Here is a 22,646-nt window from a genome sequence, read left to right on the forward strand (position 1 = left end):
GCCTCGATTGTTTTCAAATCCAGCTGCAAGCCGCCCCTTCATGACCCCCGAAGCATGATGACGCGACGATTGATAGCCGTTTGCGGCGCGCTGGTGTAGCTCCCGCCGCCGCAAAGTTTACAGGCTCGATGAACGCGCCCTTACATTCCGCGCAAAAACTCGATGACCATCGCCGCCGTCCAGGTGAAACGGTCGCCGCCGAGCGGTTCTCCGGTAAGCGGATCGTAATATTCGGCGAAGCCGCTTTCGGTGATCAGGTCGAGGCTGGAGCGGGTGATGCGCCGGGCGACCTCGGGGTGGCCGGCGGCGAGAAGGCCGTCGGCGATCATGTAGTTGACCACCAGCCAGACCGGTCCGCGCCAGTAGCGCCTGGCATCGAAGCGCGGGTCGTCGGGATCGTGCGAAGGCACGATGTGACGCGCCTTGCCGGCGAGGCGCTCGACGGTCGCGGCGATCGCGGCGGCGCGCGCGTTGGGGATGGCGGCGAAAGCCGGCAGCATGCCGCCGACCGAGGCGCTGTCGACGAGCTTTCCGGTGATACGGTCGAGGCAGAGGTATTGGCCATGCGCGTCGCTCCACAGGCGCTCCATCGCCGCCAGCCCCTTTTCGGCGCGGGCGCGATTGGCATTGGCGATCTCCATTTCGCCAAGCACCTCTGCGAGATCGGCAAGATCGGCCGCGGCGCGGATCAGGATGGCGTTGAAGCCGGGATCGACGACCTGGAATGGCGAGGCGTCGTGCAGCCTGGCATTGTCCCAACCCAGTTCCCTGAAATGCTGCACCAGCCAGAGATAGCGGTCGTACTGCGCCTGGGTCGGCCGATGCGCCGGATCGGCGTGCAGGATGTCGCGGCGTGTGTAGGGCTCGACACCTTCGGTCGGCACGCGCTCGAAGGCTTGGTCCCAATCGATGGAGTTGTCGCGGCCGGACTCCCAGGGGTGGATGATCGCAACCAGCCCCTCCTCCTTGTGATCGCGGTTTTCGTAGAACCAACGGTGCCAGGCATCGATCCTGGGCAGCAGCCTGCGAGCCCGCTCGGCTGCCAGCTTCTTGTCGCATGCCCGGTCGAACAGTCGGCGCACGGCGAAGCCGGCGACGGCCGGCTGGGTGATGCCAGAAGTGGCGGTCGGCCGATCGGTGCGCCAGACCTCGGGCCCGGGAAAATAGCCGTCGTTCCAGACATGGAAGACGATGTGCGGAACCATGCCGTCGGGCCATTGGTGTGCGAACAGCGTTTCGATCTCGGTCCAGGCGCGCGCCTCGTCATAGTGGGCGAGGCCAAGCGCCGTCAGGCAGGAATCCCAATTCCACTGGAACGGATAGAGGCCTTTCGTCGGTATGGTGTAGTCGCCGTGGTCGTTTTCCTTCAGCACCTCGACGGCGCGGGCAATGATGTCTTGGGCGGCGGAGGCTGTCATGGCGGCTCGAGGTCTTTCAGAGGGCGTTGGTGGTTTCTGGATCGAACCAGCGGATGCGGTCGGGCTTGGGGGCGAGCCGCAGGCGGTCGCCCACGGCAACGGTGGCGCTGGAGTCCAGCACCGCGCGAAACAGGCCGCCTTCGACGTCGCAAGTGACCAGCGTGTGCGGTCCGAGCGGCTCGATGACGCGCACGGTGGCCTGCAACCCGTTGTCACCGGCGTCGACATCCTCGGGCCGGATGGCGAATTCGATTTTTCGCTTGTCCGATTTCGGGCCGGGCAGCGTCAGCCCGGCTACGCTCCAGCTTCCATTCGCGGCTTTGGACGCAGGCAGGAAATTCATCGGCGGGTTGCCGATGAAGGAGCCGACGAAGCGCGCGGCCGGATTGCGGTAGACCTCGACCGGCGACGCCGCCTGGACGATGCGGCCCTGATGCATGACGGCGATACGATCGGCGAGGCTCATCGCCTCGACCTGGTCATGGGTGACATAGATGGTCGTGGTCTTCGAGGCCGCGAGCACGCCTTTTAGCTCGGCCCGCATCTCCAGCCTGAGCAGCGCGTCGAGGTTGGACAGCGGCTCGTCCATCAGGATGACGTCCGGCTCCATGGCGAGTGCCCGGGCGACGGCGACGCGCTGGCGCTGGCCGCCGGAAAGCTGGCCCGAGTAGCGCTTCAAAAGCTGCTCGATATGCATCAGTTCGGCGGTGCGATTGACGCGGCGCTCGACATCGGCCTGCGGCAGCTTCTTCATGCGCAGGCCGAAGGCGATGTTCTCGAACACCGTCAGATGCGGGAAGACGGCATAGTTCTGGAACACCATGGCGATGCCGCGGTCGCGCGGCGGCAGATGGTCGACGCGGCGGCCGTCGATCCAGACCTCGCCCTGGCTGGGCGTCTCCAGCCCGGCGACGATCCTGAGCAGCGTGGTCTTGCCGCAGCCGGAAGCGCCGAGCAGCACCATGAATTCCTGGTCGGCGACGGCGAGGTCGACCTGATGCAGCGCGGTGAAGCCGCCGAAGCGCTTGGCCACTCCCTTGATGGCGATTTCAGCCATGAGCGTTCTTCCTCTCGCGCGTCATCGGTTGGCGATCCCCCACATGGCGAACAGATATTTCCGGACGGCGAAGATGAAGATCAGCGCCGGCACGACCAAAGCCGCGCCGCCGGCGAATTTGAGGTAGAGCGGCGACTCGCCGAGGCTCTGCAGCAGGAAGGCGGTCAGCGTGCGGTTCTCGATGGTGAGCACGGCGGCGGCGAAGACCTCGTTCCAGGAGATGGTGAAAGCAAACACCGCCGAAGCTGCGATGCCCGGCAGCGCCAGCGGGAGGATCACCTTGCGAAAGGCCTGCCATCGGGTGCAGCCAAGCGTCCACGCCGCCTCCTCGAGCTCGACCGGGATGCCGGAAAACAACGAGAAGGTGATGAGCACGGCGAAGGGCAGCGCCAGCGTGGTGTGCACCAGCGCCAGGCCGAGCGCGGTGTCGTCGAGCCCGGTGCGGATGAACATCACCGCCAGCGGCAGCGCGAGCAGCGGCAATGGGAAGGCGCGGGTCATCAGCACCAGGAAGCGGAACGTTCCCTTGCCCGGGAAATCGAAGCGCGACAGCGCGTAACCGGCCGGCGCTCCGAAGCCGATGGACAGGATCATCGTCAGCGTGGCGACGAGCACCGAGTTCCACAGCGCCCTGGCGACACCGGCGAAGTTGATGAAGAAGGCGAGGCTGCCGAGATCGAAGGACGGGAAGAAGCGCTTGGGAAAGCCGGTCACGTCCTGCGGCGACGACAGCGCGTTGACGATCAGCAGGTAGATCGGCAGCAGCACCCAGATGCAAAGCAGGATGGCGGTGGCGACGAGCAGCCAGTCGCCGGCCTTGCGGGCGTCAGCCATCGCGACAGCCGGCGCCTCGGCGACGGCGCTCATATCCTGGGCTCCTTCATATCCGTGCCTCCTTGGGCACGCGCAGCACTCTCAGGAAGAACAGCGTGAAGCCGATCGAGATGGCAAGGATGAGCAGCGCCGAGGCGGCGGCGACATTGCGGTCCTGCAGCGTGAATTGCCAGTTGTAGGTCTCGCCCATCAGCACCGGCAGATTGGCGCCGCCAAGGGCCGCGACGACGGCGAAGACCTCGAAGGCGAGGATGACGCGCAGGATGATCGCCGTCTGCAGCGACGGTCGCAGGAGGGGAAGCGTGATGCGCACGAAGCGCTTCCACGGGCCGGCGCCAAACACTTCGGCCGCCTCGTGATACTCCTTCGGGATCAAGCCCATGCCTGCAACGAGGATGACCATCATGATCGCGGTGGCTCGCCAGATCTCGGCCAGCACGACGGCAATGAAGATCGTGAGCTTGCTCTGGTAGCCGAGGAACATGATCGGCCGGTCGACGATGCCGAGGCCGGAAAGCAGCGTGTTGAGGAAACCGGACTGGTCGAAGATGGCGAGCCAGATCAAACCGGCGGCGAGGTCGGAAATGCCAAGCGGGATGGCGAAGATGTAAAGCGCCGCGCTGCGCCCGGTCTCCAGCCGCGACACGACGCTCGCCATCAGAAGCGCCATGGCAAGTTGGATCGGCACGACGATCGCGGCCAGCAGCAGCGTGTTGCGGACGGTGGCCGGAAACTTCCAACTGGCGGCCATGGTGCGGAAATTGTCGAGCGTGAAGACGCCGTCGCGGGTCATCGCCTCGAAGGCGACGAGCACGAAGGGATAGAGGAAGAAGACGCACAGGAACAAAGTCGCCGGCATCAGCAGCAGATAGGGCAGAGCCTTGCCGTTCATGGTGTTTGTCCTTGCGCGCTGCGACAGTGCTGCGGTCCGGGCGCCCGGAGTGCAACAAACTCCGGGCGCCCCCTCGGGAGGATCCTATTCGACTGGACAAGCCCCTTCGGACGGCTTGTCGGGCGCCCAGCACGGCGCCTTCGCCTGGTCGAGGATCGCCTTGAGCGTCGCCGCCTGCTCTTCGAGCACGCCGTGCACATCCTCGCCGCCGAGCACGATGCGCTCGAAACTGTCGGTGTAGACCTGGTTGAACTTGCCGCCGAGATCGCCGAGCCTCATCGGCGGTAGTGCCGGCAACGCATCCGGGGCGCTGGTCATGGTGGCGATGACCGGCGCGAAGGCCTTCACCGAGGCCGGCACATCGTCGGGCAGCTTGACGTCGACGACGGGGAAGAAATTGGTCGCCTTCAGCGTCGCGATCTGCGTTTCCGGCTTCAGCATGTAGGCGACCAGGGCCTTGGCCTTGTCCGCATTCGGCGAGGTCTTGGGAATGGCGACGCCGGCCACCACCGGCATGAAGCCACGGCCGGCGGGGCCGGCCGGCGCCGGGAAGGCGACGAAGTCGTCGGGCTTCTGGTTGAAGGCATCGGCAAGGCGCGCGACATGGTCGAACGCCACCCAGACTTCACCCGACAGCAGCGGCTCCTGCATGAAGGCGTAATTGGTCGAGTTCGGGTTGGTGTACTGCCACAGCTCCTTGAACTTGTTCCAGGCGGTCTCGGCCTCGGCCGAGCGGAATTTGGTGACCATCGAGCCGGTGTAGGACGGATAGAGGAACCCCTCGAAGAAGCGGTGCTTCAGCCCCTTCGGGCCGGCCGGGAAGCCGAATTTCGGCGAGCCGGTCTTTTCGGCGATAGTCTTCGACCATTCGATAAGCTGGTCGTAGGTGATGGCGTTGAGATCGACACCCGACGGCAGATATTGCAGCGCCTGCTTGTTGGCCGCCATCAGAAAGGTTGCCTGCATCCAGGGCATATATTTCTGCTCGCCGGTGCCGAGCATGCCGAGCTTCTTGTAGGCCTCGTTCACCTTGACCCCTCCGACATCGACGGCGGAGAGATCGACAAGGCTGGCGCCGACGGTGGAGAAATCGCCGTGCAGGCCGCCGAGCAGGCCGATGGTGCCGGAGCCTGTCTGCAACTCAGCCTGCAGGCGGGTGAGCCAGGGGCCGTCCTCGGCGACCTGATAGTCGACGGGACCGTCGAAGCCTTTCAGCACCTGGTCGCGCATCTTCTGCGTTTCCTCGACCGGGCGCGCCTGGGTCGACCAGAACAGCACCTGCTGGGCCTGGGCGGCGCCGGCGGCAAGCGACAAGGCCAGCGCGGCACCCGCCAGTCTTTTCAACATCGTCTTCATGCTCTTCCTCCCTCTATAGGCGCCGTCATGGCGGCATCAGCTTCTTGTTCTCGGCGCGGGTCCATGGCTCGCCCTCGGCACCAGCGTCGGCCGGATCAGCCGCGTCAGCGGCTCAGCCGGTCTGTCGGCGATAACGGTGAGCAGCATGTCGGCGATCTCGCGCGCGCACTGGCGGATCGAGGCGTCGAAAGTGGTGAGGCCCGGAGGCGCATAGGCCGAGGCCAGGACATTGTCGAAGCCGATGACCGAGAGGTCGCGCGGCACCGTGAGCCCGGCGCGTGACGCCTCTTCCATCACGGTCAGCGCAAGCTCGTCGAACAGGGCGACGATGGCGGTCGGACGCTCAGGCCCGTGCAGCATCCGGTTGACGGCCTGGATGCGGGCGCCGCGGTCGAAGCGCGGGGCAGTGCCCACGTCGAGCCGCACCGACGGATCGCCGCGACGCGCAATCGCGGCGGCAAGACCGTCCTGCCTCAGATGTCGGAAGGTCATCGGCTCGGAAATCGTCACCAGGCCGAAATGGCGATGGCCGAGATCGTAGAGCATGTCGAAGGCTTCGCCGAAAGCATGCGCGCCGTCGGTGTCGAGCCAGTTGTAGGCAAAGTCGCTGTCGAGTTGCCGGCCGTGGGCGACGAAGGGAAAGCCGCGCCGGCGCAGATAGGCGAGCCGCTCGTCGACCTCGGCAATACGGGTGACGACGACGCCATCGGCGCGCCCGGATTCGACGACATGGCGCAATACCGCGATCTCGGCCTGGTCTTGCGCCGCGGTGGCGAGGATGAGATCGGCGCCATGCGACACCAGGCCCTCGCCGAGCCCGGTGACGAATTCGCCGAGGAAGGAATCGACCAGATTGGGCCCGCGGATCGGCAGCACCAGACCGACGAAACCGCTGCGCCCGGAAACCAGCGTGCGCGCCGCGGTGTTGGGCACATAGCCGGCCTGACGCGCCGCCTGGGCGACGCGCTCGCGCGTCTTCAGGGCGATCTGCTGATGGCCGGCAAGCGCCCGCGACACCGTCGTGATCGACAGGCCGAGGCTTGCGGCAAGCTCCTTCAGCGTGGTGACGCGGGCCGGCAATCGTTCCTCCCTGAACGCGATGTTGAAACGTTTGTAATCACCTTTTTTGGAATTGCAAACGTTTTAAATTTTTGCGCAAAGCGAGCTGCGACGTCAGGATCGCCAAAGCTGCCGCGTCCGAAACCATCCGGCCGCACGCCTTTCAGCGGTGGTGCATTGAAAGGCAAAGCGACTCAGGCGGAGGTCAGGGCGCCGGGGTCGGTGAGGAAGGGCATGATGTCCACGCCGTCTCCTGGAAAGACAGAGAAATGCGGATGGTTCTCGAAGAGGCGGGCGGCGGCCTCGATGGTTTCGGCCTCAACGACGATGTAGCCGCAGAAGGGGTTCACAGCGCGGGCGATGCCGTCCTTGGTTACGCGCATCGTCTTGCCGACCATGCCGCCACGATCGGGGAACGATGCGGCGTTCCTCTCCTCCCAGTCCGCCCACCGCTTTAACCCGACGGCGTCGATCGCGTCCTGCTCGGGCTTGGGCAGGCTGCGAAAGCGGGCGAGGTCTTCGGGTTTCATGGTGTAGACGGCGAGAAAGCGGGGCATGCGGCGCGCTCTATGTGACGGCAGAAAGGCATTCAAGTTTAGAGCCCCTACCGGCCGAAGTCACTCCGCAGAAGTGCCCGCCGCCTATCTGCATCGGGTCGAGACGTCCGCCTCTGGAGGACGGAGAGGCCGGCGGAACGGCGGAGATCGGCATATTGCCGACGTCGCCGCCGCATCGAGACAGCCGCCTCGTCACCCACCCGACGCAGCCCTGGCAACCGCCAACTGCGCATCGAACGCCCGCCTGAACGCCGGCCTCGCTTCGGCGCGGGCGACATAGGCGGCGAGGTTCGGAAATTCGCCCAGCAGCCCCGATCTGTTCAGCCGGCGCAGCACGCCGACCATGACCAGGTCGCCGGCGCTGAAGGCACCGTCGAGCCAGTCGGCATCGCCAAGGTGACGGGAAAGTTCGCCGAGCCGCTTGCGTATGCGATCCTCGACTATGGGCAGGCGTTCAGCGTGCCACGGCGCGTCGCGCTCGAGGAGCACGGCGGTTTCGCGTTCCAGGATCGGCGGCTCGATCGTGCTGAGCGCAGCAAACATCCAGGTGATGGCACGTGCCCGGGCGTTTGCGTTCTCAGGCAGCAGGCCCGCATGCCGTTCCGCGATATGGAGCACGATCGACCCGGACTCGAACAGGCAGAGATCGCCTTCCTCATAGGTCGGAATCTGGCCGAATGGATTGATCGCAAGATGCGCGGGTTGCTTCATGGCGCTCAACGAGAGGAGACGGACGTCGTATGGCTGGCCGACTTCCTCGAGCGCCCAGCGAACGCGCATGTCGCGTGCCTGTCCCCTGCCGCCGTCGGGCGACCGCTCGAAGGCGGTGATGGTGGGAGTCACTGGCGATCTCCGGGTGCATGACTGGCGAGCGTGATGTGCATGATTGCGACGATCTTTCAGCTATTCAGGTTCTTGCGCTTTGCACGCAAGGACGAACGACCGCCGCGGCGCCCGACAACTCCCCTCGTTTTCTTTGACCGTGGGATTTTCACGGTCCGAGCCTTCGGCGTGCGGGCGCCACCGACAACCCGAAACCTTTCGCACTTACCATCGGAGATCAGCCCGGCGGCAGGAACCATGGGCCGATGACGCCGGCTCCGGATCAAACGGCGGCAATCGCGAAGAGCCAGGCCAGGATATCGAGCAACAGAAAGAACAGCGCGATCTGCAACGCCACCCGCAGCCGCTGGATAATCCGCCAGTTGCTGGCCATGTCCGCCTTGATGCGCAGGGCAAGCGCGCGGCGCATGGCCGACATCGTTGCCGGCCTGTCGCCATCGACATATTGATCGAGCAGTTCTTCCGGATCGAAGCGGAATGCGTATTGGTGATAGGGCCAAAGCATGAAGACGATCAGCCCGCCGATGCCGAACAGCAGTGCCACCGCGATCCAGTCCCAAAGCCCAAGCCCGTCGGAAAGGGCCGCACCGCCGAGCAACGAGTTTGCGAATGCGGTGGCGAAGATAAGGCTGCCGGCGCGGGTATTCATATTCTCCACGACGCTCTGCTGATGAGTGAGACCTCTCACCGCCTCCTGGTAGATGAGCCCAAGACGAGGATCGTCGTCGGCAAGACCGCTTGCGACAGCTCCGTTGCTTTCTCCTCGACCCGTACGTTCGGCCATGAAATGTGCCTCCAGCGCGGCGAAGCTTAGCTCAAATCCTTCGCAGGCTTCAAACCGTCACCACGACCTTGCCGAACTGCTCGCCGGATTCGAGGAAGCGGTGCGCCTCGACGATTTCGTCGAACGGGAAGGTCCTCGCGATCACCGGCTTCAGCGCGCCAGCCGCGAGGCCGCCCAAAATGAAGCGCTTGGCCGCTTCCAACCGCGCTGGATCGCCGGTGATTTCGTGGACGAGGTAGCCGCGCAGCGTCAGCGTCTTGGCCAGCACCTCGAAGAGCGGGAACGGCGTCGGCTCGGGGCTCAGGCCGCCATATTCAAGGAGCATGCCGCCGCGCGACATCGCCGCCGTCAACGACGTGAAGATCGGACCACCTACCGCATCGAGGACGACGCGCACGCCCTGCGGCGCTATCTCCTTCAGCCGCGCTTCGAGGTCCTCCTCCTGCGAGGCCACGACATAGTCGGCGCCGGCATCGAGCAGAGCGCTCTTCTTGGCCGACGTCCGCGTCACGGCAATCGGCGCGGCGCCGATGCTGTTGGCGATCTGGATCGCGGCCAGCCCGACGCTGCTTGACGCGGCGGTGATCACGATGGGCTCGCCGCGGCCGAGACGGGCGATGTCGACCAGCGCGCCATAGGCGGTGAGATACTGCATCCATGTCGCGGCGGCGGCTTCGAAGCCAAGCGATGGCGGATGCTTGACGACGAGTTCCGCCGGAAACGTGACGAGCTCGCCATAGGCCGGCCAGCGCGCCATCGAGCGCGGCGGGATGATGCTGACCGCATCGCCCGGCGCAAGACCATCGACGCCCTCGCCAACCGCCTCGACGATGCCCGCCGCCTCGAGGCCGAGGCCAGACGGCAGCGCCGGCGTCTCGATATAGGCGCCCTTGCGCATCAGGGCCTCGGCGCGGTTCAGTCCCAACGCCTTGACGCGGATCCGCAGCTCACCCGGACCAGGCGGCGGCACCTCGACATCCTCGATGCGCAGCACCTCGGGACCGCCGTGACAGTGAAAGCGAACAATTCGCGCCATCCATTCAACTCCAAATCAAAATGACGGAGTTGACTATGCGGGCGCCCTTTATGGCGATAAATCGGTCTTCAAGCAGAACAGTCGAAACAGTTGGTTTGGGATATGGATCGCCTCGAAAGCATGGAGGTGTTCGTCAGGGCTGTCGATCTCGGCTCGTTCGCGGCCGCCGCGGCGGCGCTCGACCTGTCGGGCCCGATGGTCGGCAAGCATGTCCGCTTCCTCGAGGAGCGCCTGGGCGTCCGGCTTCTCAACCGCACGACGCGCCGGCAGAGCCTGACCGATTTCGGCCGCGCCTATTACGAGCGCTGCCGCATCGTGCTGGCGGAGGTGGAGGCCGCGGATGCGCTGGCGGCCAACCAGTTGTCGGAGCCGCACGGCAAACTGCGCGTGACGATGCCAGCGCATTTCGGCCGCCACTGCGTCACGCCGGTCCTGCTCGAGCTCGCGCGCCGGTATCCGACGCTGGAGTTGGACCTGTCGCTCAGCGACCGCTTCGCCGACCTCGTCGAGGACAACTTCGATCTGGCGATCCGCACCGGTACGCTCGACGACAGGGCCGGCATCATCGCTCGCCGCGTCGCGCGTCAGCGCATGATCGTCTGTGCTTCGCCGTCATACATCGAGAGGTTCGGCCGGCCGCTTGGCCTGGAGGACATTGCCGATCATCAGGCGATCATCTACCGGCGGCTCGGCCAGGTGTTGCAGCCATGGCTGTTCCCGCGCGACGACGGTTCCGTGACCGAGATCGCACCTGCCGGCCGGCTACGGCTCGACGACCTCGACGCGATTGCCGATGCTGCGACCGACGGCATGGGTCTTGCCTGGCTTCCGCACTGGCTGGTGCGCCGACGCATCGAAGCCGGCGCGCTGGTGCGGCTGCTGCAGGACCAGGCGGACTATCTCTACGACTGCCACGCGCTCTGGCTGCAAACGCCGCATCTGCCGCTGAAGGTGCGGCTGGCGGTCGATGCGCTGGCGGCAGGGCTGCCGCGATTCATGGCTTAGCTCTTACGCCGATTTCAGGCTTTGCAATTAGACCGGCCGCGCCAGCCTTCGGCGGGAACAGCATCCGAAGAAGCTGGAGCGCGTCGCAGGTGACCCGCCCCCGGCCGGACGAGGTTCGGCCCCTCAGCTCTCGGTCGACTCCGACTGGATCAGGTTTTCCAGCATATCCAGCAGGCGCGCGTGCTCTTCGGCGCCGTAGCGCTTCTCGATCGCCTCGTAGATAGCGAAGCGCTCGGGCGCCAGTTCTTCGACCAGCGCCACGCCGGCCGGGCTGATGGCGAGCAGGGCGCGGCGGCCGTCATCCTTGACCTTGTTGCGGGTAATGAATGCCCGCTCCTCCATCGCTCTGATGATGCGGGTGAGGCTGGGCGGCAGGATCGAGGCGCGGTTGGCGAGTTCGGTCGCTTCCAGCGGCCCGGTTTCGGCGAGAACGCGCAGCACGCGCCATTGCTGCTCGGTGATGTCGTGGCGGACAAGCATCGGCCGAAAATGCGCCATGATCACTTCGCGAGCGCGCAGAAGAGCCATCGGCAAAGAGCGGCGGGGGTTGGACGGCAGCAAATTCAGGTCTCCGAGAAATCCAATACAATACAACTTGCGGCAAAATATTAAGGCTCATATCGCAGCTCTATCCGCGGCCTTGCCGAGAGCGGCAATCCCGTCCACGGAAGCAGGCATTGGCTTAAAAAACGATGCTTGGCATTCCGCGTCAAGACCTAATTTACATGTTAATTATAAGATGTCGGGCTCCTTCATCGGGCCGGTCGAATGCCGACACGACGACCAGATCGCTTCGGATTTCGGACCTTTTTTGGTGCGATCCGCATCGCCTTCGCTTGCCCCCCGCCAATCTTCTCTTCTTTTGCGCAATTGCGGGATGGTAGCCGCAGTGCGATGTCCTTGCGCCAAAGAAAAAGGCCGGGCGCGAAAGCGGCCCGGCCAAAGAATGAAGGTCATAACCTTCAGAGGGGAACATCGCCCGGCGCAATGGGAGGAAAACACCGGACGATACCCGTTATTTGGGCTTCAGCCGGCCGGTTTGCGACGAACAGAATTCCAAAAACTGTCCAAAATGCGAAAAAATCTCGCTCAGGCAGCCGCGAAACCTCAGCCGGCTGTCGCCGCCTTTTCCAGCAGATCTGCATAGTGCCGCCGCGCCACGTCGGGGTGCGATCTCAGCCGACTTTTCAGCACATTGGTTCCGACGTTGCGGAACAGCGGATTGTCGGGATCGCTGGCCGGACCGCGCGCCTCGGCCGCCAATTCCTCCGGCAGGTCGAGCAGCGGGATCGTCGCGTCGAGGCGAGCGCCGAAGAAGAACGGCACCGAGATGCGTTCGACACCGGCCGGCGGCGTGACGACACGGTGCACGGTTGCCCTGAGATACCCATTCGAGGCAAGTTCGAGCAGCTCGCCGATGTTGACCACGAGCGTCCGCGGAATCGGATCCACATTCACCCAGCTGCCGTCATATTCGACCTGCAGCCCCTTGTTCTCGTCCTGCAGCAGAAGGGTGAGGAAGCCGCCGTCCTTGTGCGCGCCGACGCCCTGGTCGTCGGCGGTGGTGTCGCGCCCGGGATAGCGCACGATCTTCATGCGATGGTTGGGCTCGCCGCGATAGATCGGATCGAAGGCGTCTTCCGGCTGGTCGAGCGAGAGCGCGAAGGCCTTGAGCAGGCGGATCGCGACCTCCGTCGCCTTCGCCTGCCAGGCAAGCAGCGCCGGCTTCAGCTCGGGCAGCGCCGAAGGCCACTGGTTCGGGCCCTGCAGCCGCGTCCAGGCCGGCACGCCCGGCCTTTGCGTGATGGTCGTGCGCTCGACGCCGATATCGAGCTGCTCGCGCCAGTCGGCCTTGCCTCTGGTCAGTTCGCCGCCGGCGCGCGTGTAGCCGCGGAATTGCGGCGACTTCACCATCTCGATGGCGAGCTTGTCAGCTTCCGGCAAGGCAAAGAAGTGGCGCGCGGCATTGAGCACCGCGTCGATATCGGACTGCGCTATGCCGTGGCCGCTGAGGTAGAAGAAGCCGACATCGCGGGCCGCCGTTCGCAGATCAAGCAAGAAAGTCCGCAGTTCCGACGCGCCCTGCTCAAGGCGGTCGAGATCGAGCACCGGGATTATTCTGGCCATGGACAGGCTCCTCTTGCGGCAACTCTTTGTCTTTCGCAATTCCGGTCGGAAAACCGCTGTGCATTTTTCCTGGAATTGATCTGGTGACCCCACCGCACGATGACATGCGCGTCACTGCGGGTGAAGAAACGCGCCGACCAATCTCATTGCAAACGGAGCAAGCCGCCGCTCAATTCCCGGCTTTTGCGGCAAATTGCGTTCGATGCGCTAGTCGGGTGTCGCTCATCAGCGATGATCCAGCCGCGCGACCAGCCGGTCGCCGATCCACTGGATGCCGCAGACCAGCACGATCAGCACGACAACCACGGCGATCATGACGCTGGTCTCGAAACGCTGGTAGCCGTAGCGGATGGCGAGGTCGCCGAGACCGCCGGCGCCGATGGCGCCGGCCATGGCCGAGGCGCCGACGAGCGTCACCAGCGTCACCGTGAAACCGGCGACGATGCCGGGCAGCGCTTCCGGCACCAGCACCTCGCGGATGATTGTCCAGCGGTTGCCGCCCATGGCGCGGGCCGCCTCGATCAGGCCGTGATCGACCTCGCGCAGCGACACTTCGGCGATGCGGGCATAGTAGGGCGTTGCAGCGATCGACAGCGGCACGATCGCCGCCCAGGTGCCGATCGACGTGCCGACGATCAGCCGCGTCACCGGGATCAGCGCCACCAGAAGGATGATGAAAGGAACCGAGCGGAAGCCGTTGATCAAAGCGCCGAGGATGCGGTTCACCCACAGGTTTTCGGCAATGCCGCCGCGATCGGTGGCGACCAGCGCCAGCCCAAGCGGCAGGCCGAACACCAGCGAAATGAGGCCGGAAGCGCCCGTCATCAGGACCGTCTCCCAGATCGAGCGGATGAGAAGCTCAAACAGGACTGGCGACATGGCCAAGCACCTCCACCCGCGCGTGGCGGTCCTTCAGGAATGCGATTGTTCGCGCAAGACGCGCCGCGTCGGCGCCGGGAACGGCGAGGAACAGCGTGCCGACAGGTTGCTCTTGGATATGGTCGATGCCGCCATGCACGAGGCGGATCGGGCCGGGCACACTGGCGCTCAGATCGGACAGCAGCGGACCACGCGCCGCTTCGCCGGCTACATCGACCTTAAGGATTGTTTCCGCGCCCTCGCCGGCGACCAGCCGGTTGGCAATCTCGGGCGGCAGTTGCGGCCGGATGGCGCCGAGCAGGCTGCGCGTGATCTCTGATTTCGGATTGGCGAAGACCTGCCACACGGCGCCTTCCTCGACGATCCGGCCGGCGTCGATCACCGCCACGCGGTCGGCGATCGAACGGATCACCTCCATCTCATGGGTGATGAGCAGGATGGTGAGACCGAGCCTGGAATTGATGTCCTTGAGCAATGAGAGGATCGAGCGCGTCGTCTCCGGATCGAGCGCCGAGGTCGCTTCGTCGGACAGCAGCAATGCCGGTCGCGCGGCGAGTGCCCTGGCAATGCCGACGCGCTGCTTCTGCCCGCCCGAGAGCGAGGCCGGATAGGCCTTGGCTTTCTCGGACAGGCCGACGAGCCGCAGCAGTTCGGCGGCGCGCGCCAGGCGCTCGGCGTGCGGCCGACCTTCGATCTTGAGCGGCAGCGCGACGTTTTCCTCGACGGTCTTCGCCGACAGAAGGTTGAAGTGCTGGAAGACCATGCCGATGCGACGGCGCAGCGGCTGCAATTCACGCTCACCGAGGCGGCTGATCTCACGGCCCTCGATGAAGACCTCGCCCGAATCCGGCTGCTCCAGGCCGTTCAGGCAGCGGATCAGCGTTGACTTGCCGGCGCCGCTGCGGCCGATGATGCCGAGGATCTCGCCCTTCCGCACCGTAAGCGAGACGCCGTCGAGCGCCGCCGTCGCGCCGAAGCGACGCTTGAGGTCGACGAGACGCACAACATCTTCCGCCGGGACCGCGCCGACCGGCACCGGGTCCGTTGTTTCGGCCGGCGCCGTGACATGCTGGTTCATCGCTGTTCCTGTTTCCATCCGCTTCCGGCAATGCGATGGCGGTCCGCTTTGACGCGGACCGCCGGCTTGATCGAGATGCCGCCGAAGGCGATCAGTAGGCGCTGATGCCGGTGCCCTTGTAGACCTTGTCGAACTCGGCCTTCACCGTCTCGTTCTGATAGGCGGCGACCAGGGTTTTCACCCAGGGCTCGTTCTCGCTGCCGGCCTTGACCGCGATGAAGTTGCGGTAGGGATTGTCGGCAATCGACTCCTGCGCGATGCGGTTTTCCGGCGTGAGACCGCTTTTCAAGGCCCAGTCCGTGTTGACCACGGCCGCGTCGAGATCGTCGACCGAACGGCCGACGATGCCGGCGTCGAGTTCCTTGATCTCCAGCTTCTTCGGGTTCTCGGCAATGTCGGCGGTCGTGGCCAGGATGCCGGTGCCGTCCTTCAGCTTGATCAGGCCCTCATGCTCCAGGACATGCAGCGCGCGGCCCTCATTGGAGGGATCGTTCGGCAGGCCGATGACTGCGCCTTCCGGCAGGTCGGCGACTTTGCCATGCTTTTTCGAGTAGAGGCCGATCGGCCAGACGCCGGTATAGCCGACCGGCACGATGTGATACCCTTGAGTCTTGATCTGGTTGTCGAGATAGGGCTTGTGCTGGAAGGCGTTGGCGTCGATCTCACCGCGTTCCAGCGCTTCGTTGGGCTGGGTATAATCGTTGAAGACCACGGTCTCGATCGTCAGCCCTTTCTTGGCCGCCTCGGTGGTGACGACGCGCCAGACATCCTCATCCTCGCCGCTGATGATGCCGACCTTGATCGCCTTCTTGTCCTCGGCGAAGGACGGCGACGGCGCGGTTAGGCCGATGACGGCAAATGTCGCGGCGAGAAGCGCGGCAAGTCCGGCTCGCCTGCTAATTGACGTAACGAGAGAATTTGAAGCGTTTCCGCGTTCGGGCATGATGCGTTCCTTGCGATCCTGAAATCATTTCGGCCTGGCGGAATGCGAAGCCTTGATATCAGCATCGCCAATGCTGCCCGAGCGGGCAAAGAAGCGCATTTCCTATCTAACGGAACGCGGAAAATATTCTCTCAAAGATTTTATGACTTGGAGAACGGCAGCTACCGGGCAGTTGCCGAATGATCGTCAGAACGCCTCGACCCAGGGCCTGAGCTCGACCTCGAAGCTCCAGGCGCTGCGATGCTGGCGGTGGACCGCAAGGTATGTTTCGGCGATCGCGTCGGGTGACAGGCGACGATCGGGGCGGTCCGGATCGGCCGCCTGTCCGGGCGGCTCGATCTGGCCGTCGATGATGAAGTGCGCGACATGGATGTTCTTCGGACCAAGCTCGCGCGCCATCGACTGTGCCAGCCCGCGAAGCCCGAATTTCGGCATGGCAAAGCCGGCCGAGCCGGAGAAGCCCTTGAGGCTTGCGGTGGCGCCGGTGAACAGGATCGAGCCGGAGCCGCGCGCCATGAGCCGGCGCGCCGCCTGCTGGCCGACGAGGAAGCCGCCATAGGCGCCGACCAGCAGGGCCTGCTTGACCGCCTCGGGGTCGAGTTCGGCGATCGGGCCGCGCGTGCGGCCGCTGGCGTTGAATACGGCAATTTCGAGCGGGCCGGCCTTGTCGGCCGCCTCGAACAACCGTGCGACGGAGGCTGCATCCGACACATCGGTCTCGACCGCCTGGGCGCCAGTCTCCTGGACCAGCGCGGCCAGCTTGTCGACATTGCGTGCGGCGAGGACGACGCGGAAACCTTCCTTGCTGAGAAGCCGCGCCAGCGAGGCGCTAAGGCCCTGCCCGGCGCCAGCGATCACTGCGACGTTGGCTGCCATGTCGTTCCTCCTTGGACGTTCGGCCGGTGCCGATGGTCGCACAAGCTCGCGCCTTACGCGACAAGAGGCAAGAACGGCGTTACTCCATTTCTGGTGTCTGGCGCAAAAAGGCCGCCGACCTATGCGGCAAGCGCCGGCTGTCGCGAAGGGCTTGCCTGCCGAAGCGATCCGTCCGACACGTGGTCCAACGGCGATTCGAGGAACGACCATGGAACCAATCTGGGCCGTCGGCCTGATGACCGGCACGGTGCTCGACGGCAACATCGACGTGGCGCTGATCAAGACCGACGGCGAGCGCATCGCCGACTTCGGCACCTACACTTTAGCCCCCTACCCGCAATCGATCCGCACGCTTCTGGAAGAGACCCTGCGCCAAGCCCGCGCGTGGAATTTCGAAGGGCCGGAGCCGGCGATCTTCCGCGGGGCCGAGGAGGCGCTGACGAGGGCTCAGTCGGCCGCGGTCAAGGATCTCGTCGAGAGCCAGGGCATGACCATGGCCGATATCGGCGTCGTCGGCTTCCACGGCCAGACGGTGCTGCACCGCGCCCCGCAGCCGGGGCGGATCGGCCGGACGCGCCAGCTCGGCGACGGCGAGCTGATGGCGGCGCTGCTCGGCACCAAGGTCGCCTATGACTTCCGCTCGGCCGACGTGGCGGCCGGCGGGCAAGGCGCGCCTTTAGCCGCCGCCTATCACGCGGCGCTGCTGAAAGAGGCCGACGCCAGCGGCGACACCGCTGTGCTCAATCTCGGCGGCGTCGGCAACATCACCTGGTGGGATGGCAAGGACAATATCGTCGCCTTCGACACCGGACCGGCCAATGCGCCGGTCAACGATTTCATCAAGGCGAAAGGTCTCGGCGAGATGGACCGGGACGGCAAGCTGGCGGCCGCGGGCACGGTCGACGAGGCAAGGCTCGCCAGGCTGCTGCAGCATCCCTATCTCACAAAGCCCTATCCGAAGTCGCTCGATCGTTTCGATTTCACGGCAGCGATGGCCGACGGGCTCGGCGCGGAGGACGGCGCGGCGACGCTGACGGCCTTCACCACGTCCGCCGTCGGCAAGGCGCTCGACCTGTTGCCGCGCAGGCCGAAGCGGCTGGCGGTGAGCGGCGGCGGCCGCCGCAACCCGACGATGATGGCGATGCTCGGCCGCCGCGCCGGCGTCGAAGTGGTGCAAGCCGAGGCCCTTGGCTGGAAGGGCGATGCGGTGGAGGCGGAGTGCTTCGCCTTCCTGGCGGTGCGCGTGCTGCGCGGCCTGCCGATCAGCTTCCCGAGCACCACCGGCGTGCCGCAGCCGATGCAGGGCGGAAAGCTCGCAGGCTGATCGTCAGCGCAATTTCTTCTGCAGGAAGATGCGGCTGCGGCCCACGGGGAAGTCGGGAAGCATGCCGAACGGTCGGTAGCCCTGGCGCTCATAGACCTTGGCGGCGGTCGGGTTGAAGGTGTCGATCCAGGCACCGTGGCAACCGCGTGTAATGGCCTCCCGTTCCGCGGCGTCCAGCATGCTGGCGGCGATGCGCCGGCCGCGCATCTTTTCGTCGACCCAGAGCCATTGCACGTAGAGCCAGCCCCAGGCGGTGTAGCCGGATATGCCGGCAACGATCGCGCCGGCATCGTCGCGCACGAAGACGGCGAGTGTCTTCCGGCCCGAGGCGCCGACGTCGCTGTCATTGAAAGCAGTAAGGTTTTCACCCACAAAGGCCAGGTCCCGTGGCAAGGGCTCGGCGGTGATCTCGAGCGTCGTCTTCATTGTGGCTCCGGTCCGGTTCGGAAGCCAGCCTTAGAGCAATTCCAGGAACAGTGTGAAACGGTTTTCCCGTCCGGAATTGCGTCAAACAGATAGAAGGAGCTGACGGAGACGCAAGCCTATTGCCGGGCGCCAGCCGAACGCCATGCCGCAGCCGACGCCGCCACCAGCATCAACAAGGCGGCGATCAGGGCGCAGTTGGCGAAGCCGAGGCTGGTGTAGAGCGGTCCGAAACCGGCGGTGCCGACGGTAACCGCAAGATACGTGACCGCGCTGTTCAAGCCCATGATGGTGCCGCGCCGCGAAGGGTCGAGCGCCGTCAGCCGCATGACCAGGACATTCAGCCCAAAATGATTGGCAAGACCCCAGACGGCAATCGTCGCCATCAGCAGACCGAAGCCGCCGCTCAGCATGGCCATCGCGGCATAGACGGCGGCGACCAGCAGATAGGCGAAAGGCATGACGCGGCGGGCGCCGAGACGGTCGATGAGGCCGTCGAGCAATGCGGCAGCGCCAAAGCCGAGGCCATAGGCGATCGCCGCAAGGCCGTTGGCGCTGACGGGTTCGCCGAGGTTCTTGTGCAGATGATCGCCGAGATAGCCATAGACACCGTAGAAGGCAGTCATGAAGGCGCCGCAGGCGATGAGCAACGGGACGATCCCAGGCACAGCTAGGGCGCCCAGCGGCGATAGCGCCGGGCCGATTTTCCTGACGTCGCGCAGCGATCTCATCGTCAAGCCTGCGACGGTGGCTCCGGCGAGCAGCGCCACGGCGGCGAAGACGGCGCGCCAATGGATGAGATCGGCAAGCACGGCCGACAGCGACACGCCGGCGACCATGGAGAGTGTCCAGCCGGTCAGCACGACGCCGATCGTGCCGCTCTCTCGGCCGGGCGGCGCGATCGCCGCCGAGCTGGCGTAGATCGCCGGCATGGCGACGCCGGCGGCGATGCCGGCCACGAGCTGGGCCGCGACCAGCGCCGCCACTGTCGGCGCGAGCGCGCTGGCCACCAGCGCAAGCGCAAGCAACAGCAAAGCGCCCTGCAGCATGCGGCGCGCGCCGATCCTGTCGATGTAGCGGGCGAGGAAGAGCGCGCTGGCCGAGGTGCCGAGGCCGAAAGCGGCAGCGGCCGTCATCACCGACGGCACGCTGGCCCCGAACGACGCCGCGACGGCGGGCGCGATCGGTCCGAGAACCAGGGAGTTGGAGCCGATGACGGCGATGCAGCCGGTGAGCAGATAGGCTGCCGCCGGGATCGGCGCGCGGGGCGCCGCGGTCAGAATTGCTGATTGATCGCCGTTCGACATATCGTCATAGTGGCCGAATTTAATTCAGCATCAATGGGAATTTCGATATGGATGCAGAAACAGATGACGTTCAGCGGAACAGGCAACCTGCTCGCGAGATCGACCCGATCGACAGAAAAATATTAGGCGTTCTCGTCGACGACGCGACCATCAGCTATGCCGAACTCGGCGATCGCGTCGGCCTGTCGCCGCCGGCCGCGCATGAACGGGTGAAGCGGCTGCGCCGCAGCGGCGCCATCCGCGCCACCTCGGCAATCATCGATCCGAAGGCGGTGAAGAAGCCGCTGCTGGCCTTCGTGCATATCGACACCAGGGGCTGGGGCAAGACGCCGGAGCTGATGGCGATTTCGGAATGCCCGGAAGTGGAAGAGATCCATTCCGTCGCCGGCGATACCTGCATGCTGCTCAAGGTGCGCACCGAGGACACGCGGGCGCTGGAAGGCCTGCTGTCGCGCATCTACGAGACGCCGGGCGTGGTCTCGACGCGCAGCTATGTGGTGCTATCGACCTATCTCGAACGGCCCGTGCAGCCGGACATCACGGCCGAGTGGCCGACGCCGCGGCATATGGCGACGCCGGTTTACTAGGCGTTCGTGGCGTTGCGGTAGATGTCGAGGACGCGCGTGACGCTGCCGACCAGAAGCTCATGAGCGGTCGGCTTGATCCGGCCAGCGGCGATCTCGGTGTCGAGATGCGCCAGATACTGGCTGATCAGAGGGCGGGGAATCTCCCGATCGCCAAGTGCAGCCAGCAGCGCTTCGGTCGCGTGCTGCGCGTCGGGCGACGGCCAGTAGTAGCGGATGCGGTCGCTGAAGGAGAAATGCCGCTGCAGGCGCTGCCCGTCGGGTGTGCCCGGATAGTATTTCTGCCAGTTGACGGGCGAAGCCAGCATGACGCGCTCCATCGCCACCGGCAGGCTTTCGCGCGATGGATCGGGCACCAATTGGTCGGCGATGTAGCTCAGTCCGTAGAGCGCTTCGCGCAGCGCGAAAGTGAGCCACGGACCGACCTTAAGGATGACGAAGCCGTCACGCACAAGCGCGGCGAGCGCCTCCCCTGTCTGGTAGTCGGTCGAATGCGCTTCGAAGACGAATTGCGGCACGCTCTCCAGCGACGCCACCAGCTTCGTCGCTTTCGGAGGCGCATAGGCGATGATGTCGGCATTGCCGAATTCGACGCCGGGCTGCACGACGACGCCGATGGCGCGGGAAAAGGCGGCATCGAGGCCGAGGCGGGAAAAGGCCTCGCGGTGGACTTCGACGGTGCGCAGCGCGTCGGCGGGTTCGGTCACATGCATATGGTCGAGCGCTTCCAGCGCACCGCCCGGAACCGGCACTTCGGTGCCGATGATATAGACGGGTTTTTGGCCGCCTATGCGGGCGACCGCGGCCTCGGCGACCGCCGCAAGGTCGGCAGCGCGCGCGGCGATCGTTTCATCGGCGAGCGCCACCGGATCGTCGGCGCAGGCCATGCTGGTATCGAGATGCAGCTTGGTGAAGCCGGCGCCGGCATAGGCGTCGATCATCGCCGCGGCTTTCCGCATCGCGTCGCCAGCAGGCAGATGCTTCCACGGATTGGGTCCCAGATGGTCGCCGCCAAGGATCAGCCGGTCGAACGGAAAGCCCGTGCCGGCGGCATGCGTCTCGACGAAGCTGCGGAAAGCAGCCGGCGTCATGCCGGTATAGCCGCCTTCATGGTTGACCTGATTGCAGGTCGCCTCGATCAGCACATCCGCGCCGTGCACCGCACCGTGACGGAGCGTCGCTTCGATCACCAGCGGATGCGCCGAACAGATCGAGGCGATGCCGCCCTTCCCGCCTGCCGTGCGCCGAGCGGCGATCCCGGCAAATCTTGTCGTGGCGCCGGTCATGCGCGTGATCCTGCCTGCGCGATGAAAGCTTCAACGTCCGCCAGCCGATGAATACCTTCCATCGGCCCCTTGCGGGTGACGGCGAGCGCGCCGCAGGCATTGGCGATGCGCAACGCATCGGCGGGTGCGGCGCCGCGCAGCCAGAAGGAAACGAAAGCCGCGCCGAAGCAGTCGCCGGCGCCGGTCGGGTCGACTTCCTTGACGGCAAAGCCGGGCATGACGACCGTGCCCTTGCGGTCGTGATAAGCGGCGCCCTCGGCGCCTTTCTTCAAGACGATGCAGGAGATGCCTCGTGCAAGGAGTTCGTCGACCGCGCCCCGCTCGTCACCGGTCGAGGAGAACAGGAACAACTCGTTGCCGCTGGGCAGGAAGACATCGGTCTGCGCCAGCACCTTGTCGAGCGCCTCGCGCATGCCGGAAGCCTGCATGATCTCGCGACGGATGTTGGGATCGAAGGACACGGTGCCGCCCTTGGCCTTCACCGCCGCGATCGCGGCGAGCGCGACTTCGGTGGCGCGATCGGAAAACAGCGAGGAACCCATGACATGGACATGGTCGGCGCCGACCAGAAGCCGCTTGGCCGCATCGTTCATCGCCAGCAGGCCAGCGGCGCTGTTGCGGATGTTGAAGACGAAATGCCTGGACGCGTCGCTGCGGTAGGTGACGAAGGCCGTGCCCGTGGCATGGCCTTCATGGACGGCGATCGCCGAAACGTCGGCGCCGAGCATACGCAGCCGGTCGATGTTGAGCTGGCCGAAATCATCCTTGCCGACGGCGCCGATGAGAGCGGCGGGCTGACCGAGCGCCGCCGCCTGGCCGATGAAGATGGCCGGCGCGCCGGACGGGAAAGGCCCGACCAGCGGCCCTGGCTCGAGGAAGCTCTGGCCGATCCGTTCGGCCATGATCTCGACGAGAATCTCGCCGGCTGAGACCAGCTTCTTCATCACGTCCTCCCGGCTCTCGCCGTGCACGGCGTAT

The 22,646-nt window shown here is 65.4% G+C and carries 23 protein-coding genes; 3 read left to right on the forward strand and 20 right to left on the reverse strand.

All coding sequences use genetic code 11. The features are described from left to right. Nucleotides 1-140 precede the first annotated feature (140 nt). From EJ070_RS34875 to EJ070_RS34920, 10 genes are all read right to left on the reverse strand, one after another. Nucleotides 141-1,418: a trehalase family glycosidase gene (locus EJ070_RS34875; RefSeq protein WP_126095398.1), complete on the reverse strand. Its 1,278-nt coding sequence runs from the start codon at nt 1,416-1,418 to the stop codon at nt 141-143. Between the two features lie 16 nt (nt 1,419-1,434). Beyond that, nucleotides 1,435-2,475, reverse strand: coding sequence for an ABC transporter ATP-binding protein (locus EJ070_RS34880; protein ID WP_126095399.1), 1,041 nt, complete (start codon nt 2,473-2,475; stop codon nt 1,435-1,437). A gap of 21 nt (nt 2,476-2,496) precedes the next feature. Beyond that, entirely contained in the window at nt 2,497-3,342 is an 846-nt protein-coding gene (locus tag EJ070_RS34885) for a carbohydrate ABC transporter permease (RefSeq protein WP_126095400.1), read from the reverse strand. Nucleotides 3,343-3,355: 13 nt separating this feature from the next. Beyond that, the gene (locus EJ070_RS34890) at nt 3,356-4,201 is read right to left on the reverse strand and encodes a sugar ABC transporter permease (protein ID WP_126095401.1); all 846 of its coding nucleotides are present in this window, start codon (nt 4,199-4,201) and stop codon (nt 3,356-3,358) included. A gap of 84 nt (nt 4,202-4,285) precedes the next feature. Then, complete coding sequence (locus tag EJ070_RS34895) at nt 4,286-5,557, reverse strand: ABC transporter substrate-binding protein (RefSeq protein WP_126095402.1); 1,272 nt, start codon at nt 5,555-5,557, stop codon at nt 4,286-4,288. Nucleotides 5,558-5,593: 36 nt separating this feature from the next. Continuing rightward, nucleotides 5,594-6,637 (reverse strand): substrate-binding domain-containing protein, encoded by a 1,044-nt coding sequence (locus EJ070_RS34900; RefSeq protein ID WP_126095403.1) that lies wholly within the window; start codon nt 6,635-6,637, stop codon nt 5,594-5,596. 173 nt (nt 6,638-6,810) lie between these two features. Beyond that, the gene (locus EJ070_RS34905) at nt 6,811-7,173 is read right to left on the reverse strand and encodes a hypothetical protein (protein WP_126096033.1); all 363 of its coding nucleotides are present in this window, start codon (nt 7,171-7,173) and stop codon (nt 6,811-6,813) included. A gap of 192 nt (nt 7,174-7,365) precedes the next feature. Then, nucleotides 7,366-8,016, reverse strand: a complete 651-nt coding sequence (locus EJ070_RS34910; protein WP_126095404.1) for a glutathione S-transferase family protein — start codon at nt 8,014-8,016, stop codon at nt 7,366-7,368. Nucleotides 8,017-8,278: 262 nt separating this feature from the next. Continuing rightward, nucleotides 8,279-8,800, reverse strand: coding sequence for a hypothetical protein (locus EJ070_RS34915; RefSeq protein ID WP_189350260.1), 522 nt, complete (start codon nt 8,798-8,800; stop codon nt 8,279-8,281). 49 nt (nt 8,801-8,849) lie between these two features. Further along, nucleotides 8,850-9,836 carry a zinc-dependent alcohol dehydrogenase family protein gene (locus EJ070_RS34920; protein ID WP_126095405.1) on the reverse strand — a complete coding sequence of 329 codons (987 nt, stop codon included), beginning with the start codon at nt 9,834-9,836 and terminating at the stop codon, nt 8,850-8,852. Nucleotides 9,837-9,938: 102 nt separating this feature from the next. On the opposite strand from EJ070_RS34920, the gene EJ070_RS34925 reads away from it, so the two are divergent. Further along, entirely contained in the window at nt 9,939-10,841 is a 903-nt protein-coding gene (locus tag EJ070_RS34925) for a LysR substrate-binding domain-containing protein (RefSeq protein ID WP_126095406.1), read from the forward strand. Between the two features lie 123 nt (nt 10,842-10,964). Here the strand turns inward: EJ070_RS34925 and hpaR are convergent, their stop codons facing one another. The 6 genes from hpaR to EJ070_RS34955 all read right to left on the reverse strand — a co-directional run bounded on the left by hpaR (nt 10,965) and on the right by EJ070_RS34955 (nt 16,744). Next, nucleotides 10,965-11,369, reverse strand: a complete 405-nt coding sequence (gene hpaR, locus EJ070_RS34930) for a homoprotocatechuate degradation operon regulator HpaR (protein WP_126095407.1) — start codon at nt 11,367-11,369, stop codon at nt 10,965-10,967. A gap of 579 nt (nt 11,370-11,948) precedes the next feature. Continuing rightward, a complete protein-coding gene (locus EJ070_RS34935) occupies nt 11,949-12,968 on the reverse strand; it encodes an isopenicillin N synthase family oxygenase (RefSeq protein ID WP_126095408.1) in 1,020 nt (339 codons plus the stop codon). Between the two features lie 225 nt (nt 12,969-13,193). Next, on the reverse strand, nt 13,194-13,847 hold the full coding sequence (locus EJ070_RS34940) for a methionine ABC transporter permease (RefSeq protein WP_126095409.1): 654 nt from the start codon (nt 13,845-13,847) through the stop codon (nt 13,194-13,196). Beyond that, complete coding sequence (locus EJ070_RS34945) at nt 13,828-14,925, reverse strand: methionine ABC transporter ATP-binding protein (RefSeq protein WP_126095410.1); 1,098 nt, start codon at nt 14,923-14,925, stop codon at nt 13,828-13,830. Before EJ070_RS34945 ends, EJ070_RS34940 begins: the two co-directional genes overlap by 20 nt. Before the next feature lie 91 nt (nt 14,926-15,016). Next, nucleotides 15,017-15,868, reverse strand: coding sequence for a MetQ/NlpA family lipoprotein (locus EJ070_RS34950; RefSeq protein WP_126095411.1), 852 nt, complete (start codon nt 15,866-15,868; stop codon nt 15,017-15,019). 186 nt (nt 15,869-16,054) lie between these two features. Next, entirely contained in the window at nt 16,055-16,744 is a 690-nt protein-coding gene (locus tag EJ070_RS34955; protein WP_126095412.1) for an SDR family NAD(P)-dependent oxidoreductase, read from the reverse strand. A 208-nt stretch (nt 16,745-16,952) separates the two neighbouring features. Here EJ070_RS34955 and EJ070_RS34960 point away from each other — a divergent pair, with 208 nt between their 5' ends. Further along, a complete protein-coding gene (locus EJ070_RS34960; protein ID WP_126095413.1) occupies nt 16,953-18,068 on the forward strand; it encodes an anhydro-N-acetylmuramic acid kinase in 1,116 nt (371 codons plus the stop codon). 3 nt (nt 18,069-18,071) lie between these two features. Here the strand turns inward: EJ070_RS34960 and EJ070_RS34965 are convergent, their stop codons facing one another. Both EJ070_RS34965 and EJ070_RS34970 read right to left on the reverse strand, forming a co-directional pair. Next, nucleotides 18,072-18,494: a GNAT family N-acetyltransferase gene (locus EJ070_RS34965; protein WP_126095414.1), complete on the reverse strand. Its 423-nt coding sequence runs from the start codon at nt 18,492-18,494 to the stop codon at nt 18,072-18,074. A gap of 116 nt (nt 18,495-18,610) precedes the next feature. Continuing rightward, complete coding sequence (locus EJ070_RS34970; protein ID WP_126095415.1) at nt 18,611-19,798, reverse strand: MFS transporter; 1,188 nt, start codon at nt 19,796-19,798, stop codon at nt 18,611-18,613. 47 nt (nt 19,799-19,845) lie between these two features. Here EJ070_RS34970 and EJ070_RS34975 point away from each other — a divergent pair, with 47 nt between their 5' ends. Continuing rightward, on the forward strand, nt 19,846-20,385 hold the full coding sequence (locus tag EJ070_RS34975) for an Lrp/AsnC family transcriptional regulator (RefSeq protein WP_126095416.1): 540 nt from the start codon (nt 19,846-19,848) through the stop codon (nt 20,383-20,385). Here EJ070_RS34975 and EJ070_RS34980 read toward each other — a convergent pair. Both EJ070_RS34980 and EJ070_RS34985 read right to left on the reverse strand, forming a co-directional pair. After that, nucleotides 20,382-21,668: a D-tagatose-bisphosphate aldolase, class II, non-catalytic subunit gene (locus EJ070_RS34980; RefSeq protein WP_126095417.1), complete on the reverse strand. Its 1,287-nt coding sequence runs from the start codon at nt 21,666-21,668 to the stop codon at nt 20,382-20,384. The two genes, EJ070_RS34975 and EJ070_RS34980, sit on opposite strands and share 4 nt — an antisense overlap. Next, nucleotides 21,665-22,612 (reverse strand): sugar kinase, encoded by a 948-nt coding sequence (locus EJ070_RS34985; RefSeq protein WP_126095418.1) that lies wholly within the window; start codon nt 22,610-22,612, stop codon nt 21,665-21,667. The genes EJ070_RS34980 and EJ070_RS34985 overlap by 4 nt, the downstream gene beginning before the upstream one ends. Nucleotides 22,613-22,646 lie beyond the last annotated feature (34 nt).

Source organism: Mesorhizobium sp. M1E.F.Ca.ET.045.02.1.1 (assembly GCF_003952485.1).
GTDB lineage: Bacteria > Pseudomonadota > Alphaproteobacteria > Rhizobiales > Rhizobiaceae > Mesorhizobium.

Bases quoted from the DNA above. Each gene is read 5' to 3' on its own strand.
- EJ070_RS34875 (WP_126095398.1), bottom strand. From the start codon at position 1,418: ATGACAGCCTCCGCCGCCCAAGACATCATTGCCCGCGCCGTCGAGGTG.
- EJ070_RS34880 (WP_126095399.1), bottom strand. From the start codon at position 2,475: ATGGCTGAAATCGCCATCAAGGGAGTGGCCAAGCGCTTCGGCGGCTTC.
- EJ070_RS34885 (WP_126095400.1), bottom strand. From the start codon at position 3,342: ATGAGCGCCGTCGCCGAGGCGCCGGCTGTCGCGATGGCTGACGCCCGC.
- EJ070_RS34890 (WP_126095401.1), bottom strand. From the start codon at position 4,201: ATGAACGGCAAGGCTCTGCCCTATCTGCTGCTGATGCCGGCGACTTTG.
- EJ070_RS34895 (WP_126095402.1), bottom strand. From the start codon at position 5,557: ATGAAGACGATGTTGAAAAGACTGGCGGGTGCCGCGCTGGCCTTGTCG.
- EJ070_RS34905 (WP_126096033.1), bottom strand. From the start codon at position 7,173: ATGCCCCGCTTTCTCGCCGTCTACACCATGAAACCCGAAGACCTCGCC.
- EJ070_RS34915 (WP_189350260.1), bottom strand. From the start codon at position 8,800: ATGGCCGAACGTACGGGTCGAGGAGAAAGCAACGGAGCTGTCGCAAGC.
- EJ070_RS34920 (WP_126095405.1), bottom strand. From the start codon at position 9,836: ATGGCGCGAATTGTTCGCTTTCACTGTCACGGCGGTCCCGAGGTGCTG.
- EJ070_RS34925 (WP_126095406.1), top strand. From the start codon at position 9,939: ATGGATCGCCTCGAAAGCATGGAGGTGTTCGTCAGGGCTGTCGATCTC.
- hpaR (WP_126095407.1), bottom strand. From the start codon at position 11,369: ATGGCTCTTCTGCGCGCTCGCGAAGTGATCATGGCGCATTTTCGGCCG.
- EJ070_RS34935 (WP_126095408.1), bottom strand. From the start codon at position 12,968: ATGGCCAGAATAATCCCGGTGCTCGATCTCGACCGCCTTGAGCAGGGC.
- EJ070_RS34940 (WP_126095409.1), bottom strand. From the start codon at position 13,847: ATGTCGCCAGTCCTGTTTGAGCTTCTCATCCGCTCGATCTGGGAGACG.
- EJ070_RS34945 (WP_126095410.1), bottom strand. From the start codon at position 14,925: ATGAACCAGCATGTCACGGCGCCGGCCGAAACAACGGACCCGGTGCCG.
- EJ070_RS34950 (WP_126095411.1), bottom strand. From the start codon at position 15,868: ATGCCCGAACGCGGAAACGCTTCAAATTCTCTCGTTACGTCAATTAGC.
- EJ070_RS34955 (WP_126095412.1), bottom strand. From the start codon at position 16,744: ATGGCAGCCAACGTCGCAGTGATCGCTGGCGCCGGGCAGGGCCTTAGC.
- EJ070_RS34960 (WP_126095413.1), top strand. From the start codon at position 16,953: ATGGAACCAATCTGGGCCGTCGGCCTGATGACCGGCACGGTGCTCGAC.
- EJ070_RS34965 (WP_126095414.1), bottom strand. From the start codon at position 18,494: ATGAAGACGACGCTCGAGATCACCGCCGAGCCCTTGCCACGGGACCTG.
- EJ070_RS34970 (WP_126095415.1), bottom strand. From the start codon at position 19,798: ATGTCGAACGGCGATCAATCAGCAATTCTGACCGCGGCGCCCCGCGCG.
- EJ070_RS34975 (WP_126095416.1), top strand. From the start codon at position 19,846: ATGGATGCAGAAACAGATGACGTTCAGCGGAACAGGCAACCTGCTCGC.
- EJ070_RS34980 (WP_126095417.1), bottom strand. From the start codon at position 21,668: ATGACCGGCGCCACGACAAGATTTGCCGGGATCGCCGCTCGGCGCACG.
- EJ070_RS34985 (WP_126095418.1), bottom strand. From the start codon at position 22,612: ATGAAGAAGCTGGTCTCAGCCGGCGAGATTCTCGTCGAGATCATGGCC.